Genomic DNA, 17272 nt, shown 5'->3' with positions numbered 1-17272 from the left:
TTATATAAGCGATTTGAAAAAATGGCCTTCATGCCCATGATACACACCCTCTCTTTTTTTGTGACGGTCATTGTTAGTGCTTTAATTATACCATGTGGAATATATGTTTGTCACTTCAAAAATATTCAAAACAAACGATTCATCACCTACCTAGTGCTGACGCACTTGAGGAAGGTGTCTTCTCGCCTTAATGCGATAAAATCGTATCAAATCCATCTGTATTTGGACTTTGGCGTGATGTTTTATCGACTTGAATAACACCTACCGTATCATCATCTGCCGTATAACCCTGATATAAACTACGCAATTCTCCGAACATAAACATATCCCCTTTCTATAAATCGTCACCTAAGTACCATTCGACACAAACGTATCCGATTCCTTCATAACACCACTATATTTTTATAATCCAAAACAAAAGCCTCTCACATAATAGTAAGAGACTTTATTTTATCATTATTAGAGTTTTTTATTCATTACATTTTAATGTTTTTCTTTACAATCGGGACATGTGCCATAAATCTCGAGTCGGTGATGACTCACTTCAAAACCTGTAACTGTTTCAGCGAGCGCCTCTACTTCATCTAAGCTTGGATAGTGAAAATCAACAATCTTCCCACAAGATTCACAAATTACATGATAGTGTTTTGTCGTATTATAATCAAAGCGACTTGATACGTCTCCGTAAGTTAATTCTTTAACTAAACCAATATCTTTAAACACACGTAAATTATTATAGACCGTTGCTACACTCATATTTGGGAATTTCTCCTCGAGCGCTTTATAAATATCATCTGCTGTCGGGTGCGTTTCCTTTTCAATCAAATATTCCAGTACTGCATGTCGTTGAGGCGTGATCCGAACGCCTGACGATTTTAAACGTTCTACCGCTTCTTTTATTTCATCATGTGTATGGTCATGTTCGTGATCATGATGTTCATGCATATTACATCCACCTCTCCTTCTTTTATTCCAACACTAAAATGACTAAATGAGAATAAATTACAGATGATCTTAGTTATTGGTTAACTACAATTATTACATTATAATCTTTATAATTAGTGTACTAAGAAACATATGATTTTGTCAAATAAAAATAGCTGGAATTCCAGCTATTTTCTAAGGTCATGCTATATATTAATACTCTTGTTTGTCATCCGCCACATACTTAAATGCTTTTTCTTCATAAGCACTAAAGGTGTTCACAAATCTCGCTGCGACAAATAGTAAATCACTTAAACGATTTAAATAAACGAGGACCAATGGATTCACTTCTTCTTTTAAACCAACTGTTAATCGTTCCGCTCGTCTAACAATTGTACGCGCATGATGAAAAGCAGCAGCTGTTGGGTGTCCTGAAGGTAATATAAACTGTTTTAATGGTGGGACTTCTTCATCTAATCGATCGATAATTGTTTCCAACCGGTCAATCGCTTGTTGCGTCACCGGCCACGGCACTGCTTTTTCCGTTGGGGTTGATAACTCCGATCCAACGTGAAATAACATCGATTGAACATCATCCATTGTACTTAATAGTAACTTGCGGTCAGACAACGACCAAGTTAAACCTAGATCGACTGTCGATACAGCATAGCCAATAACGGCATTCGCCTCATCTACTGTTCCATAAGCTTCTACTCTTAAGTGATTTTTCTGTACCCGTTCACCTGACACGAGCGACGTTTCACCTGAATCTCCTGAACGTGTATAAATACGCATGTTTAATACCCCCTTTTTAAATCAATCTGGTTAACAGTGAGTATCCCGTCAATCAGATACTGTGACAAGTTGTCTTCAAAAATTTCAATGGCTCTCTGTAAGTATTGTGATGATTTACCAGAAATGTGTGGTGTCAGTGTTATTTTTTCATGATCCCAAAATGGATGTTCTTCTGGTAAAGGTTCAAGCGGTGCGACATCTAAAATAGCATGATCAATCTCTCCCTCATCTAAGGCCTTGATTAGTACATCCGTCTCTACAACATCACCACGTCCCATGTTTAAAAAGATCGCAGATGATTTCATGGACTTAAAATGATGTGATTGATAAAACGGGCGCGTTTGTTCTGTACTCGGCAAGATTGAAACAACAAAATCACTGTCGTTTAGTGCTTTTTCAACCTGATTTAATGTCATACTGGAATCAAAGTTGTTCCGTTTACCACCAGATCTCGTTACCGCTGTTGTTTCAATATAAAACGCTTGGGCTAAACGTGCCAACTCTTCACCAATCGCTCCAGCTCCGATGATTGTCATCTTCCGGCGATTGATTTCTTTCGTTTTAACTTGTTGATGCCACTTATGTTGTTTTTGTTGCTCATAAAAAGTAAACATCTCTCGGTAATGGCCGAGTAACATTGCCATCGCGTATTCACTCATTGGATGTTTATGTATTCCCCTAGCATTTGTTACCTGAATGTTTTGCGCCTCGATCCGTGCCAGAGGCATCTCGTCTACCCCAGCAGACATAACCATAATCCATTTAAGTTGTGTTGCTTGTTCTAATATTGATTCCGTTATGTCTTCACCATAGGTTAATAATATATCCGCTTCATTTAAATCTTTAACTGTTTCAATCGATGAATTGAAGTGAAAAGTAACCTCTGGATAATGATTAATCAATTGTTGTTCTAGATTTTCCGTTAATCGCGTAGTTGAAATTACTTGCATCGCTCTCATCCTAACTATTCATTCTATAAATTCTAATGCTTATCATTCATTTCGCTCTCATTATTCTTTACCCACTTTCTAGAATATGAGAACCTTATACCTTTTGCACCGGCTGTTGTTTATAATTATAACCTTCATTCACTTGAATGAAAAGAACTGATATCAGCCGACTTCGTAGCAAAACTATGCCGCTAGCACTTCTGCTAACGGCAATACTCTTACATGTTTTTTAATTCTGCTAATATTTCATCCGCATGTCCTGGTACCGATACACCGCGGAATTCCTTTCTAATGATCCCTTTCTCATCGATAATAAATGTGGACCGTTCATTACCGTGATACGCTTTATCTTCTTTTTCTTTTAAGATCCATACGCCAAATTCATCAGCAAGACGATGCTTTTCATCCACAATTAATGAAAATGCAAGATCATGATCTTTCTTGAATTTCTCATGACTTTCTTTTGAATCGGGACTCACACCAATAACCTCAGCACCCACCTTTTCAAATTCATCATGTAAATCACGGAAAGCACACGCCTCTTCCGTACAACCAGGCGTCTCATCTTTCGGATAGAAATATAACACCAATTTCTTACCTTTAAAATCATTTAATGATATTTCATCACCTTCACTTGTGATGATTGGTAATTTAGGTACTTCACTTCCGATTGTTACAGTCATTTAGTCCATCTCCTTCTATATAGTATTATTAATTAGCACGAGTAATCACAAAATAAGCCCATGGTTTATTTTCTTCCCGAGTTTTCATATTGCTCAATCCACTCTTCAACCGAAACCTTACTTACAAGTTCAGCGATTAATTCAAATGGCATTGTCTTCGGATTAGTAAAGCGAATACAGCTTTTACCCATATTTAACTTTGTCTTGATATGATCTGGATACGCCTCTTCGAACCATTCAAGTAAATCCTTATCTGTATAAATCCCCATATGGTAGAAGGCAATATGCCGCTTTTGAATAGCCAAACTTATAAATGGCAACGGGGTTATATTATCGCGTAAATAACCTGCAGGATAGATATCTAACGGAACGACAAAGCTTGGCATACCATACTGCATGGTTTCACTAAACCCCTTAGGAATATGTGCCTTAACTGTTTCATATAAGCTTAAAAAAGCTTCTTGCCACTTCTCATCATGTGACGCAATATATTGAGCGACATCTAAATCAGCCATTTCCCACCACCTCAGTTTTTTAATAAAACCATTTGGATTCACTAATAATTAATTTACCCGTCAGTATAAAAACTAAACCCTTCATCACGAGAAATTATTTACATACTTATCTCTTAGTATTATTTTTTCATGTATAATAGAATTCAAGTTTTTAAATTTTGGAGGTCATAATGATGAAACACACACAGTCAGAAAGTTTACATGAAGAAGCTCAACACCATATTGTCGGCGGAGTTAATTCACCGTCTCGTGCTTATAAAGGTGTAGGAGGTGGCACACCTGTTTACATGAAATATGGGAGCGGCCCTTACTTTTACGATGTCGATGATAATGAGTATATAGATTTTCTCGCTGCCTACGGTCCAATTGTCACCGGTCATGCCCATCCCCATATTACCGAAGCCATTCAAGACCAAGCAGCTAAAGGTGTACTCTACGGTACACCAACCGAGTTGGAAAACACTTTCGCGAAAATGTTAAAAGAGGCAATTCCTTCGTTAGAGAAAGTTCGCTTCGTCAATTCCGGAACAGAAGCTGTTATGACAACGATTCGCGTTGCTCGTGCCTACACCAAGCGTGAAAAAGTAATTAAGTTTGCCGGTTGTTATCATGGTCACAGCGACATTGTTCTTGTCCAAGCAGGATCAGGTCCTTCAACATTAGGAAATCCTGATTCAGCTGGCGTGACTAAAGGGACGGCAAGCGAAGTCATTACCGTACCTTTTAATGATCTCGAAGCTTACAAAGAGGCCCTAAGACTCTGGGGTGAAGAGGTTGCTTGTGTACTCGTCGAACCCATTGTCGGTAATTTTGGGATTGTCGAGCCTGACCCGGGCTTTTTAAAGGCCGTTAATCAGTTAACACATGAGAATGGTTCACTCGTTATTTACGACGAGGTTATTACCGCCTTCCGCTTCACCTATGGAAGTGCTCAACAGCTATATAATATTGAGCCTGACTTAACTGCTCTAGGAAAAGTCATTGGTGGTGGTTTACCGATTGGTGCTTACGGCGGCCGGGTGGATATTATGGAACAAGTAGCCCCACTTGGACCAGCCTATCAAGCTGGTACAATGGCAGGTAACCCGCTATCAATGCGAGCCGGAATTGCTTGTTTAGAAGTACTCAAGGAAGATGGAATTTATGATGAGATGGACCGGTTAGGACTACGCTTAGAAGAAGGTATTCTAGCACATGCCAAAAATCATGAGATTGAGATTACCATTAATCGGCTAAAAGGTGCTCTAACTGTATATTTTACGAATAATATAATTAGAAACTATGCAGACGCAGCAGCAACTGATACCGAAAAGTTCGGTGAGTTTTTCCATCTCATGTTAGAACAAGGTATTAATTTAGCGCCTTCTAAATATGAGGCTTGGTTTTTAACCATCACGCATACGGATAAAGAAATCAATCAAACATTAGAAGCGGTTGATTACGCTTTCAGCAAAATGCAGGAGAATTAAAACTAATTACTAAACCGCTATAAATATACACGATTATGAATATTTATTAATTTTTGAATTGATAATTTATTCTGAATATGCTATAGTTACTATGAAATTTTATATTTCAACTCATGCTTTATTTTTGTCAATTTTGTATGACTTCCCTTCAAAGCATGAAAGTTCTTGGCCTTTTCAGAGGAGAAACTTTGTTTCTCTACCGAAAAGGTCCCTTTTTGTTTATACATCAGAAATATTGGCAATATACTACTATCAACGTTTTTTTAGAAGGGAGCTAGACCTCACATGCGTTTAGGAGCACGTATGTTTAAAACGGGCCTTGCTGTCGCCATTGCCCTTTATGCGGCTGCGCTCATCGGCTTTCCATCGACTGTTTTTGCAGGATTCGCAGCCGTCTTTGCGATTCAACCGTCTATTTATCAGTCCTATATCACTACACTTAAACAACTACAAGCAAACTTTATCGGTGTGACAATATCGATTACTTTTGCTTATCTTTTAGGTAACAATCCAATTATCGTTGGTTTATCAGTTATGTTTGTTATTAGCCTATGTCGCTTCTTGAAAATCGAGAAAAGTGCCGTATCCATCGCCTTAATTGCGGTAATTTCAGTTATGGAGACAACTACCATGCCGATCTATCTATTTGGCTTATTGCGATTTTCTTCGCTCATGCTCGGTATTTTCTCTGCTTTTTTAGTTAATTTATTATTCATACCACCACGTTATGAAACAACACTATTCCAACAAATCAATCAAATTACAACAGAAATTCTTAAATGGTTAAGAATTACGACTCGCCATTTATCTGATGATCCTTCTTTAAAAAAGGAAATGTCACGGATTGAGAAAGAATTACGTCGAATGGATGAATTGTATGCTTTGTTCTCAGAAGAGCACGTCTACCGAAAAAAGAAGCACCCTGTGCGGGCGCGTAAACTCGTTGTCTTTCGTCAATTAATTAAAACGACTCATCGAAGTTTCCGTGTGTTGCGCTCAATTCAAAAGGTCGACAATCGTGCAAAACTCATGCCAGAAGATTTACAACGCCGACTCATACATGAGATTGATATTGTTATTCATGCTCATGAACACATTATGCTTGGTTTTATGCGAAAGATTAAACGTGGAAAAGATAAAGAGTATCAACATTTAAATGAATCTAACATTCCTGATATTGTTGATCAATTGTTGGAGCTCTATCAAAAAAATGAAATGGATTACTTAATCTTTTTACCGCTGGCATCCATGTTGATGAATTATCATCAAGACCTCTCGCATTTACAAAAATTATTGAATAGTTACGATCAATTCCATGGTAATGAGAAACTTGATATTATTCCTAAGCACCGTGACTTAGAGAATAAACATACGAGTTAATCATGACACATTATCTAAATGTTAAAGAAAAAAACGCGAAGCTTACTAAAAGCTTCGCGTTTTTTTATCTGTAAGTTAAAAATAGTTCATACAATTGTTCAATCGTCTCATGAGAAAATGGACCTTTACGCTGTCTAATCATGCGGGTTAATTCATCCACACTGTCCCATAAGATTTTATCCATCTTACCTGGATAGTTCATTTCCTTTCCGTGTAGTTCATACTCATCTTCATCTAAGAGTGTGTAAGTCATGTCTGGAAAGACTTTTACATCAAGATCATAATCGATATATTTGATGGCTTGATCTTCATAAACGAAAGGTGAGCTGATATTACAGTAATAATGAATTCCATCTGAACGAAGCATACTGATCACATTAAACCAATGTTTAGTGTAAAAAAAACAAATCGCTGGTTCACGAGTCAACCACGAGCGGCCGTTACTTTCAACCACGCGGGTACGATCATTCGCACCAATAATTTTCGTACTCGTTGCTTTTAATACAGTCGTTTCTTGCCAGGTTCGATGGAGCTGCCCATTATGTTTATAACTTTTAATTTTAACTGGTCGACCGATTTTTGGGCCAGGCATCCTATCTTCCTTTCTTAATCATAATCTCATTTATCTCTCTTATTATAACGATTTTAAGTTAAAATTGAAATCATAAGCTTTGAAATTTCTAGATAGTTACGCCATTTAGTTAAAGAAACAGTTTGCATACTAATAGCTATTCGACTCTCTATATGTATGTCGCACACGTTGACTCCCTAGTTTCATTAACATTCTTCTTTCTTTTGTAACGTGTGTTATCGCCTTAGAGCGTAAAAATAAGCCTGCATCATTAAAGTTGTTTTATGATTTTTTGATGTGGAACCGGAAAAGCAAATTGACTAAGTGCATCTTTTTTTACCCATTGCTGGTGTTCTTCGACTAGAAATGTCGTCGTTGTCGTAAATTTAACTGGTACAAGTGACCAAATTAAATGACTAAACACATGCTTGACTGGTTGCAATTGTTTATATTCTTGCAGTGATGATTGGTACTGGTACTGTGCGGCTACGTAATCCCTAAGCAATTCTCTGTCTGTTTGCGACTGTTCAACCATTGGGAATTGGTATAAATTCGCAAGCAATCCTTCACTTGGGCGTTTTTCAATTAATACATGGCCATCAGGTGATTCAATAACTGGCACATAGAATTGTTCTTGTCGCTGTTTTTTAGCTTTTGTTTTAATAGGTAGTGTCGTTTCAATACCTTGTTTATGAGCTAAGCAAACCGATTTAAGCGGGCATTTTTCGCATTTAGGTTGAGCCGGCTTGCAAATAAGTGCTCCGAGTTCCATTAACCCCTGATTAAAGTCAGATGGACGTATCGGATCAATTAATTGCCTTACTAAGGCTTCAAAAACTTTACGTGTTGCTGCTTTTTTAATGTCGTGTTCAATAATAAATACCCGAGACAAGACGCGCATCACATTGCCATCAACGGCAGGTTCTGGCTCACCGTAAGCTATACTCATAATCGCGCCTAATGTATATGGCCCAATGCCTTTAAGCGATTGCAACTGTTCTTTATCTGTCGGTACCTTACCACCATAACTAGCCGTTACTTCTTTCACGGCCGCATGTAAGTTTCTAGCCCGCGAATAATATCCAAGACCTTCCCACGCTTTTAATACCTCATCTTCATCTGCTTCTGCAAGCACCGCAGGTGTTGGAAACCTATTGATAAAGTGATTAAAATAAGGGATCACAGTATCAACTTGCGTTTGTTGCAACATAATTTCTGACACCCAAACTTTATAAGGATCTTGGTCTTTACGCCACGGCAGATCCCGCTTAATTGTTTGATACCACTCAACTAATTGTTGACGAAACAACAAAAAATCAACAGCATCTAACCGTGTAACTTGCTCAAGATAGCGGTTGTTCTTGTTCGCTTCTTTTTCTTGTTTTTTCATAACTTTCTCCTCATCATCTGTTTATATCATTTGTATTTTCTAATCAAATCATACCGTATCAGGTTTAATCCCATAGAAAAATGGCTACTAATAACTATAGTCTATTTTTACGTAAGTTTAAAGGAGTGAGTCATATGGATACGGCAACACATATTGCAATGGGGGTCGCACTCGGCGGGATTGCGACAGCCGACCCAGCCATTTCCGAAAATCCAGTCTTATTCGGTGCCGTCTTAGTTGGCACAATTGTTGGCTCACACGCACCCGATTTTGATACGGTACTTAAATTAAAAAGTAATGCCGTTTATTTAAGACATCACCGTGGGATTACTCATTCTATTCCTCTTGTCTTATTTTGGGGTTGGTTTATATCAGCCCTAATTTATGTCGCAGTTCCTAACTTAGATTACGGCATCCTCTATCGGTGGACGGCACTTGCTGTTGTTATCCACGTTTTCGTTGATATCTTTAACGCATACGGTACACAAGCATTACGACCGTTTTCTAATCGCTGGATTGCACTTGGTTTTATTAATACCTTTGATCCCATTATTTTTGTTGCGCATATCATTGGTTTCGTTTTATGGGGACTTGGGTTAGATCCAACTATCGTTTTCTTGTCGATATATTTTTTGTTAATTTTTTATTATATCAAACGTTATTTAGAGAAGAAAACAATGGTCAAGAAATTAACGTTATACTTTGGAAGCGTAGAAGGCGTGTATGCATCACCAACTATTAAACAAGGGATTTGGCGTTTAGCCATTACAACCGAAGACAGCTTTTATGTCGCTCGTTCTATCGGTGGCACAATTCAAATTGTCCATAAATATAATCGTGTTCCATTACCAAACAATCGGTTAATCGCCACCGCTAAAACAGATAAAAACGTGGCAGCATTCTTATCATTTTCTTCCGTTTATCGACATGAAATTACAGAGTATGATCACTATACTGAAGTGCGGTTTATTGACTTACGCTACCGAGCCAAAGATCATTATCCATTTGTCGCGGTCGTAAATATTTCAGGTAACCTTGATATTCTTAGTTCTTATACCGGTTGGGTCTTCTCAGAAGAGAAATTACAGGATAAGTTGCTGATTGAGGAATAGCTAAGCCACATACAAGCAATATGCATTTAACAAGCTTCAAAAAAGCAAAAGCTCCGTTGGGCTTTTGCTTTTATTTTTATATTTTTTTCAGCTATACTAGTCTTTGACTATAACTTTAAATTCCATACTATTCTCAGGTTACTTCTGATGAAATGAATACTTTGTAGAGGAGATAGAACATATGATTACAATGTTTGCTACCGATTTGGATGGCACATTACTAAAACAAAACCGCTATATTACGAAAGAGGATAAACAAGCTTTACAATACTTATATCATCAAGGCGTTGACATCACAATCGCAACAGGTCGTTCCGACCGTGAAGTACAGGCAGTCTTTAAAGAATTAGACATAACCGGACATCGCATCAGTCAAAATGGAACCTTTGCTTTTTCTAAAGATAATCAAGAAATTTACTCACACACCTTTTCAAATGATGTGAGCGTAAAGCTCTTTGACTTCCTTCACCGCCACGAATTTCCTTGCCTCATATCTAACTTTGATAATATTCACTATGCAAAAGATATGCCAGTAGTTCAGACATTACAACCTTTATTCAAAACCCCACTCGTTTTTGAGCCTGAATTAAAACAATCCTTACACCATGACTTTGCTACATCAAAATTCATGTTACTTGGAGATACAGAAGCACTATTAGCACTAGAGACAGAAATTAATCAACTCTTCCCACATGATATCTCTACTTTTCTATCAGCTCAACAATGTTTAGATGTTGTCCCTAAAGGTGCTGATAAAAGTCATGCATTACAAGCACTATTAAAGAGAACAAAAACAGATGTCCAGCAAACGGTATCAATTGGGGATAGTTTTAACGATACATCCATGCTGTCTTTTACCGGTTACAGTTATGCCATGCAAGAGGCACCTATCTTTATACGGTCTCACGCACAAAAAGTCGTTCGTCACGTTCACGAGGCCATTACTGATTTAATTGATTTAGATTTAGCATAAAAATAAAAACAAGCGAGAAAGCTAACCTTCACTCGCTTGTTTTTATTTTTTCATCGATAAATTGCTGAATAAGTTCCATAGGAAAACCTTTTTGATAAAGACTCATTTTCACATGCTGTATTAAGTCATAGCCGGTATATTTCCGCATCTTTTTCTTTAAAATTTTCTCTCCTTGTAAGTAACATGCTTGATACTCTTCTTCTTCGGGTAATTTTTCTAAACTTTCTTCGATCGCTATTTGAATTGCATCATTTGAAAAACCTTTTTGCATTAGCTGTTGTTTAAGCTTTAATTTAAATAACTTGTGTGATTGCTTTTTTTGTTTAGTATGTTGTTTCCCGATCCATTTAGCTACCTTTTCAATCTCATCGGTTTCTTTATAAAATGAAAGGCCGTAAAGTCGGTCTTTTTCTTTTATTCCTTTTTCCTTTAGCTCTCTTTCAATAACCCTTGGACCTTTCATTGTTGTTTGCTTTTTAGTTAAAACAAACGCCTCACTAAAAACTTTTTCATTCAATAGATTTTCTTTATATAATCTTGCAATGACAACATCAATTTGTTCTGGGTCGTAATCAGCTTTAGCTAAACGATCTCTGACTTCTAGCTCAGACCGCATTCGCTGCGCAAGATAATAAATTGCTTTATTAAATGCTTTATTTGTGTCATCTTTTCGTTTTAACTCATTTATCTTCACATCATCAAGCGTTAACCCTTTACGAAGACCTTCTGTAATCAGTGTATCCTCTCCTACACTAAAAGCATACTCATCTTTACCACTGGGGCCTTTAAAGAAAATATTATAACGATCTGTGCGTTTTTTTTGAATGGATATCTTTGATATTTCCAGCAAATGATCACCTCCACCATTTAATAACCACTATAAGTGTAGCATATTTTAGTGGGAGCCACACTTCCATTAACGATGATAGGCTTTTAGTTTAAGTTTAGCTTCCTCATAACGCGTTAGCGGATCCTCACTAAAGCCATAGCCATGCGGCAAGTTAATCGCTAGACATTGTTGGACAATTTTCCAAACACTTTCTTTTGTCTCAACTTCTAAATGAAATTCAATCGTGTCGTAGTTTACTTGATACTTTTCTACTCGAACACAACCATCCACATTAAAATCTGTTTGGAGAAACTTGGATTTTTCTATTTGTTCACGATCAAACAATAAACACGTCTTCATATTCCCACCACTCATCTGTTCTTTTTAAGAACATTATATATTTTTATCTTCATAAGAACAAGAGAAGTCGTAGGTATATGTCTAAAACATGATAGGATGAGCACATACCATAATGATTTCTATTAGAAAACGAGTGTGAGAACTATGCCTTTGCAACAATTACCTCATAATTTAAGACATTACCGACAAAAACATCAATTTACTCAGCAACAACTCGCTGACTTGTTAAAAGTTTCACGTTCTGTTGTAGCAAAATGGGAAAATGGACATGTGCTTCCCGACTTAATAATAGCCGTGAAATTAAGTAATATTTTTCAAATAACTTTGGACGCACTTGTAGGTGAAGCGCCTGAAACAACGTTTGTGCTAAGTGATTTTCAAGCCCACTACCAGAATGCCTTCGAAGATTATGCTGATGCATCAGTGCATCAGTTGATAGACTTTTTATTAAAAAACAAACCACTTCAAGCCCAACTAAACCTTTACAGGTCTTTGCCTGTTAAACAACAAAAGACAATTGATCGCTTTTTGCTTACAGCAATCGAAGAATTAAAAAAATATTAAAACGAGGAGCTACTTAACGTATTAAATAGCTCCTCGTTTTTGTATATGTAACAACCATAGCTATCATTTTAACTTAGCCACGGTCTTTTTTTCATCTTTTACTACGTAACGACAACTTTTTCCGCCTTTAGCAATGCAACTTACACGTTCGACATTTTCCGTTCCTAAGACCTCTTTAAACAATTTCAATTCGCACTCGCATGGTTTATCATACTCACCAGCAATGGCTGAAATTGGACAATTAAATTGTTCAAAAGTAACTTGCACATCGTCTTCAGATTCAGAGGACTCCTCTTCAACTAATTCAGCCATATAGCCACTATCTTCTTGGACATCAACCAATTGTTGAACTCGTTCTATTAACGGATCATCTTGATAGATTTTCCGTAAATACTTTTTGCGCATCCGTTGTTCACGATTCTCAAACAGTGCATCAATCGCTTCAAGACCTATTGAAGCTTTTATATCGTGCAAAATCTCGACAGCAATCTGGTCATAATTATTAGGAAAAAGATCGTTTCCTGCTTTTGTAAGTTGATAAAAGATTACTGGTCGTCCCATCGGTTGCCGCACCGTGCGTGACGAAATCAGTCCCTCGCCCTCTAATTTGATCAAATGTTTTCTTACTGCCATCTCTGTTATGTCTAGATGTCCCTTTAAACCACTGACTGATAATTCTTGTTTCTTTTTTAATAATTCCAAAACAGATTGTCTCGTTGATTTATTTTTAACCATATTCAACACCTACCCTTATGACTATAGTAACGAAAAAAGTTTGTGAAGTAAATAACAAACTTTCATTTTTTTAATTTTTATCTATTAAAGTTTGTTATGTTATTATACCATAACGTGATGAGCAGATTAAATGACACCTTTGATCCGTTGCTTTATAATATACAGTTCAGTATAGCATAATAATAGGGGTGTGGGTACTATCGGTATTATCATTGTAGAAATATGTGAAAGTAATTTACTGAGTACAATTGAAACAGAAGGTCTTCTTGAAGACGAATACCTTGAAGTTTCCGTTATCACAAGTAGCTGCTTATCTTTTTGTGGTTTATGCCGCTTACGACCATTCGCACTGGTCAACGGTAAAAGAATTAAAGGGAAAGACGTTGATGATGCCTTAAATAATATCCGTGCGGCTATTGAAGAAGAGCTTAACTTTTATAACGCCTAACAGTCACAGACAATATGTGGCCTAACATATTACCGCCCCGTCAAGGTGAATACCTTAATGGGGCGGTTTTTCCTATCTAATATTGATTTACTTTATTTTAAATTGACGAATCATTTCATTTAAAGTTTCTGCTGATTCCAGTAAAACTGTAGCACCGTCTGCGACACCCTCCATTGAAGATGACGCTTCCTCTGCAGAGGCAGAAGTTTGTTCAACACCTGCTGCTGATTCCTCAGAAATCGATGCAATCTCTTGCACCGATCCATTTACTTGTTCTGATTCATCCGCAAGAACTTGTAAACCATTCATCACTGTTTTAACGTGTGAAGTCATCTCGTCAATCGCTTGTTCAATTGATTTGAAACGCTCACCTGTTTTAGTAATATCAACTTTACCTTGTTCTACTTCGTCATTACCATGGGACAGGGCTTCTGATACAGTTTTTGATTCTGTTTGAATCGTCTGTACGATTGAAGTAATATCACCAATCGAATGATTAACTTGTTCAGCTAATTTTCTTACCTCGTCAGCTACAACCGCAAAACCTTTGCCATGTTCACCTGCGCGAGCCGCTTCAATCGCTGCATTAAGCGCCAGAAGATTAGTTTGATCAGCAATATCTTTAATCACATTAACTAATTTTGAGATTTCTTTTGACTGCTTATCAAGACCTTTTACTTTTGTGACAGCCTCTTTCACAATCGAATCAATCACTGTCATCTGACTGATTGACTTTTGCATAAAGGTATTACCGGCTTGAGTTTCTTCTAAAACAACATTGGATGATTGGTTGATTGTTTCACTGCTTTTACTAATAGAGGTGATTCTATCACTAAACGCCTTCATAGTCTCAGCTAGATCACCAGCATAAGTTGCTTGTGATTCTGTCCCTGTTGCAAGCTCTTCCATTGTAATTGCGATTTGTTCTGTCCCAATTTTCACATCTTGTGCTGATTGGTTTAAAGCAATACTACTATCCTTTACTCCCACAGACGTTTCATCAATCTTGTTGATCATCGTTAAGAGTTGTTTTTGCATACCATTAATTGATGCACTCAAACGACCAATTTCATCACGACCTTGATACTGAATTGGCTCTTGTGTCAAGTCGCCTGAAGCAATCGTATCACTTGCTTTTACAACATGGTTAAGGTGCTTCGAAATGTAGCGACTAATAAGTAACACTAAGATAACACCAATGATTAATGATCCCACCATAGATGTAAGCAGTAAAATCAGCGAGGCTTGCTGTGATTCATCGGCCTTTCTCACCGTCTCGTCACGGTCTTCGATAATTAAATCTTTCAAGTATTGTAAGTACAGCGAAGTTGTATTGGTTGCACTACTAAAACGGTTACTATAAAGACGGCGAATCTCTTCCGATGCGCCAACATTTTCAATCACATCACCATAAAAAGTTTCATCTAAGATATCATTATTTTTTGCGACTTCATCATATAATGACTGTTGATTTTCAGTTGTAATCGTTCCTTGTAAATATTCTAATAGTTCATCGACGCGAGCTTTTTTGGTTTCATAATCGGTTAAGTACGTTTCAGTTCCAAACTGTAAATAGTTCATTGCTGATAAACCTTTTGATTGAACGTGCTGACTTAATTCAGTCGTTAGTACCGCACGGTTCCCTTGGTCTTCGACCTCATCTAAATCATTACCGAGTCCCATGATAGCTTGTGTAACTAAAAAGGTTGAAATGGACAATAATGCAAAAATAAAGATAATAACAAAACCATATTTCCAACCAATTGAAACATTATGTAAACTGATTTTTCTCACCTTTGATTTATGTGATTGTTTAACACCTGTTAGTTTTTTCTTATTTTGTTCCTTACCTTTTGGACGCTTTTCTTTTTTTACCTTTTTCTCCTTGACTTCTTTCAATTCTTTTGGCCTTTTCTTTTTAAATAATCCCATTCTACTTCCTCCTTTTTAAACGCTTACATTTCCTTTCAAGGTAAATTCATCAGGTGAGCTAGCCTCTCCTATCTATTATTATCGGCAAAGAATGACAACTCTTAAGTGTATTTTACTATATTTTTAAAAACGTTAAGCCTATTGGAGGATATAGAGAGAACACACTTTTACGTCAAAAGGAAAAACCCATTATATTGACATAGTTTTTCCTTTTACATTAAGGCTCATTTAAAATGTCTAACCTTATGTTCCTGTTAGCTTATTCAAAAACGGTGATATCTTGTACCTATTCACCTGAATCTTTCTGGTCTGTTTATTTATCTTTACTCGCTTCACGCTGCTCTAAATCCTCTGTTTTTTCTAAAATATTAGCTTTAGCGTGTGCTTTTTTACTAAGTGATTTGACTCTTTCAATAATTTGTTGCTCCCGCTTTCGATCCTCAATCCCCTCAAGGCCATAACGGACACAATCACGTTCATTCTTCTTCCACGCGACCTTTCCTAACATCTCAATCATCTCTCCATCTAATTCAAAGGTGACTTCAACATAGAATTCTTTTTTGGATGTAGGTATATCCAACTTTGTCTTAAATTGCATGCCTCTTGGACTAAGATCAATAACTTTTAACATACCTGGGTCTGTTCGGATAACTTTATCTTTATCCTCATGATTTAAAATAATCGCAAACTTTCCATCTATCGGTTCGTTAAATAAATATCTAAATGGCTCTTTTCTTTTGTAGCGCATCGCTCAACCCGCTCCTCTAGTGAAAATACTAACATTTTTTTAACTTTAATTTATATCGGCTATTTTATTGATGAGTTAAGCATAGTTTACCATCTTTATCTAAAGCAGCCACTATATATTCTTGGTCCTCTTCAAAAGTGTGTGTCCATCCCCCTACTTTAATAACCGTCCCTTCATACACTTTTCGAATCCGTATTTTTCCCTCTATTGAGGTTTTGATTAGTGTCCTTAAACCATTTGGCCACCAACTTCATGTAAGTCGCAGCCTTTTTTTGCAAATAGTTCACCATCACAGGCAATTCCTTTCACCGTCATAAAGACTTTGGCTTTGATTGTTGAGTTAATACACGAACGCCCGAGGACTATAATATCCCCTGCTGAAACCAATCAGCTATTAAGCGTATTCTTTAAGAAGAGATCTGTTTCTTTATCGCATTAAGGCGAGAAGACACCTTCCTCAAACATTCGTGAGAATGTTAGGTGGGGGTAGTTCAATGTTTTGCATTGCACTTGAATCAATTAGACTTTTCATTTGATACAGTAATCGTTTAAATATATCCATTGACACATCGATTTGTGGAATTTTAAAAAATATTTTCTTAAGCGCGTCACATACTTCTTCCCATTCTTCATCAATTAAATATTTCTTCTCTTTAGTCACTAATTGATTAAAGTACTGAATTTCTTTTGATAACGTTTTAAACCGCTTCTTTTTCACTATTGAACTACCACAAAATAGAGAAAGGTTATTTGGCTCGATCTTATTTAAACTTAAAAGTTTAAATAATACTTCCTACTCATAGACACGAACAAACTTTAACGATATAATACTAAATGTAGTGCAATTATAAAAATAATAATACTATATATAGTATTTAGTTACTTTTAAATTTC

Annotated in this window: 21 protein-coding genes; 6 read left to right on the top strand and 15 right to left on the bottom strand. The window is 36.7% G+C overall.

Annotated features, from left to right (window positions below):
* Positions 1–187: 187 nt before the first annotated feature.
* From BM098_RS13320 to BM098_RS04310, 6 genes are all read right to left on the bottom strand, one after another.
* The gene (locus tag BM098_RS13320; RefSeq protein ID WP_159430108.1) at positions 188–319 is read right to left on the bottom strand and encodes a nucleotidyltransferase-like protein; all 132 of its coding nucleotides are present in this window, start codon (positions 317–319) and stop codon (positions 188–190) included.
* 164 nt (positions 320–483) lie between these two features.
* Complete coding sequence (gene perR, locus BM098_RS04330) at positions 484–945, bottom strand: peroxide-responsive transcriptional repressor PerR (protein WP_089830792.1); 462 nt, start codon at positions 943–945, stop codon at positions 484–486.
* Between the two features lie 192 nt (positions 946–1137).
* Positions 1138–1719 carry a cob(I)yrinic acid a,c-diamide adenosyltransferase gene (locus BM098_RS04325; RefSeq protein WP_089830790.1) on the bottom strand — a complete coding sequence of 194 codons (582 nt, stop codon included), beginning with the start codon at positions 1717–1719 and terminating at the stop codon, positions 1138–1140.
* Between the two features lie 2 nt (positions 1720–1721).
* The gene (locus tag BM098_RS04320) at positions 1722–2669 is read right to left on the bottom strand and encodes a D-2-hydroxyacid dehydrogenase (protein ID WP_089830788.1); all 948 of its coding nucleotides are present in this window, start codon (positions 2667–2669) and stop codon (positions 1722–1724) included.
* A gap of 218 nt (positions 2670–2887) precedes the next feature.
* The gene (gene bcp / locus BM098_RS04315; RefSeq protein WP_089830786.1) at positions 2888–3352 is read right to left on the bottom strand and encodes a thioredoxin-dependent thiol peroxidase; all 465 of its coding nucleotides are present in this window, start codon (positions 3350–3352) and stop codon (positions 2888–2890) included.
* A 65-nt stretch (positions 3353–3417) separates the two neighbouring features.
* Entirely contained in the window at positions 3418–3867 is a 450-nt protein-coding gene (locus BM098_RS04310; protein WP_089830784.1) for a DUF1801 domain-containing protein, read from the bottom strand.
* 173 nt (positions 3868–4040) lie between these two features.
* Here BM098_RS04310 and BM098_RS04305 point away from each other — a divergent pair, with 173 nt between their 5' ends.
* Positions 4041–5336 (top strand): glutamate-1-semialdehyde 2,1-aminomutase, encoded by a 1296-nt coding sequence (locus tag BM098_RS04305; protein WP_089830782.1) that lies wholly within the window; start codon positions 4041–4043, stop codon positions 5334–5336.
* Between the two features lie 285 nt (positions 5337–5621).
* Positions 5622–6716, top strand: a complete 1095-nt coding sequence (locus BM098_RS04300) for an FUSC family protein (protein WP_089830779.1) — start codon at positions 5622–5624, stop codon at positions 6714–6716.
* Between the two features lie 64 nt (positions 6717–6780).
* Here the strand turns inward: BM098_RS04300 and ntdP are convergent, their stop codons facing one another.
* Entirely contained in the window at positions 6781–7308 is a 528-nt protein-coding gene (ntdP, locus tag BM098_RS04295; RefSeq protein WP_089830777.1) for a nucleoside tri-diphosphate phosphatase, read from the bottom strand.
* 250 nt (positions 7309–7558) lie between these two features.
* Positions 7559–8677, bottom strand: a complete 1119-nt coding sequence (gene mutY / locus BM098_RS04290) for an A/G-specific adenine glycosylase (RefSeq protein WP_089830775.1) — start codon at positions 8675–8677, stop codon at positions 7559–7561.
* A 134-nt stretch (positions 8678–8811) separates the two neighbouring features.
* Here mutY and BM098_RS04285 point away from each other — a divergent pair, with 134 nt between their 5' ends.
* Together BM098_RS04285 and BM098_RS04280 are read left to right on the top strand one after the other, a co-directional pair.
* Positions 8812–9789 (top strand): metal-dependent hydrolase, encoded by a 978-nt coding sequence (locus tag BM098_RS04285; RefSeq protein ID WP_089830773.1) that lies wholly within the window; start codon positions 8812–8814, stop codon positions 9787–9789.
* Positions 9790–9970: 181 nt separating this feature from the next.
* Positions 9971–10762 (top strand): HAD family hydrolase, encoded by a 792-nt coding sequence (locus tag BM098_RS04280; protein ID WP_089830770.1) that lies wholly within the window; start codon positions 9971–9973, stop codon positions 10760–10762.
* 28 nt (positions 10763–10790) lie between these two features.
* Here BM098_RS04280 and BM098_RS04275 read toward each other — a convergent pair whose 3' ends face one another.
* Both BM098_RS04275 and BM098_RS04270 read right to left on the bottom strand, forming a co-directional pair.
* Positions 10791–11612: a RecX family transcriptional regulator gene (locus BM098_RS04275; protein WP_089830767.1), complete on the bottom strand. Its 822-nt coding sequence runs from the start codon at positions 11610–11612 to the stop codon at positions 10791–10793.
* 66 nt (positions 11613–11678) lie between these two features.
* Entirely contained in the window at positions 11679–11951 is a 273-nt protein-coding gene (locus tag BM098_RS04270; protein WP_089830765.1) for a hypothetical protein, read from the bottom strand.
* Between the two features lie 144 nt (positions 11952–12095).
* Here BM098_RS04270 and BM098_RS04265 point away from each other — a divergent pair, with 144 nt between their 5' ends.
* Positions 12096–12515, top strand: coding sequence for a helix-turn-helix domain-containing protein (locus tag BM098_RS04265; protein WP_089830763.1), 420 nt, complete (start codon positions 12096–12098; stop codon positions 12513–12515).
* A gap of 63 nt (positions 12516–12578) precedes the next feature.
* Here BM098_RS04265 and BM098_RS04260 read toward each other — a convergent pair whose 3' ends face one another.
* Positions 12579–13250 (bottom strand): helix-turn-helix transcriptional regulator, encoded by a 672-nt coding sequence (locus BM098_RS04260; protein WP_089830761.1) that lies wholly within the window; start codon positions 13248–13250, stop codon positions 12579–12581.
* Positions 13251–13449: 199 nt separating this feature from the next.
* Here BM098_RS04260 and BM098_RS04255 point away from each other — a divergent pair, with 199 nt between their 5' ends.
* Positions 13450–13698, top strand: coding sequence for a YuzB family protein (locus BM098_RS04255; protein WP_186819681.1), 249 nt, complete (start codon positions 13450–13452; stop codon positions 13696–13698).
* A gap of 87 nt (positions 13699–13785) precedes the next feature.
* Here BM098_RS04255 and BM098_RS04250 read toward each other — a convergent pair whose 3' ends face one another.
* The 4 genes from BM098_RS04250 to BM098_RS04240 all read right to left on the bottom strand — a co-directional run bounded on the left by BM098_RS04250 (position 13786) and on the right by BM098_RS04240 (position 17096).
* On the bottom strand, positions 13786–15630 hold the full coding sequence (locus BM098_RS04250; RefSeq protein WP_089830757.1) for a methyl-accepting chemotaxis protein: 1845 nt from the start codon (positions 15628–15630) through the stop codon (positions 13786–13788).
* A 313-nt stretch (positions 15631–15943) separates the two neighbouring features.
* On the bottom strand, positions 15944–16378 hold the full coding sequence (locus BM098_RS04245) for a PilZ domain-containing protein (protein ID WP_089830755.1): 435 nt from the start codon (positions 16376–16378) through the stop codon (positions 15944–15946).
* Positions 16379–16606: 228 nt separating this feature from the next.
* Positions 16607–16765: a hypothetical protein gene (locus BM098_RS13665; protein ID WP_234987410.1), complete on the bottom strand. Its 159-nt coding sequence runs from the start codon at positions 16763–16765 to the stop codon at positions 16607–16609.
* A gap of 70 nt (positions 16766–16835) precedes the next feature.
* Positions 16836–17096: a hypothetical protein gene (locus BM098_RS04240; RefSeq protein ID WP_089830754.1), complete on the bottom strand. Its 261-nt coding sequence runs from the start codon at positions 17094–17096 to the stop codon at positions 16836–16838.
* Positions 17097–17272: the final 176 nt, after the last annotated feature.

It is taken from the genome of Halolactibacillus halophilus (genome assembly GCF_900115605.1).
Classification (GTDB): Bacteria; Bacillota; Bacilli; order Bacillales; family Amphibacillaceae; genus Halolactibacillus; species Halolactibacillus halophilus.
The sequence above is the reverse complement of the archived record's forward strand: the minus strand, read 5'-3'. Positions and strand labels throughout refer to the sequence as shown.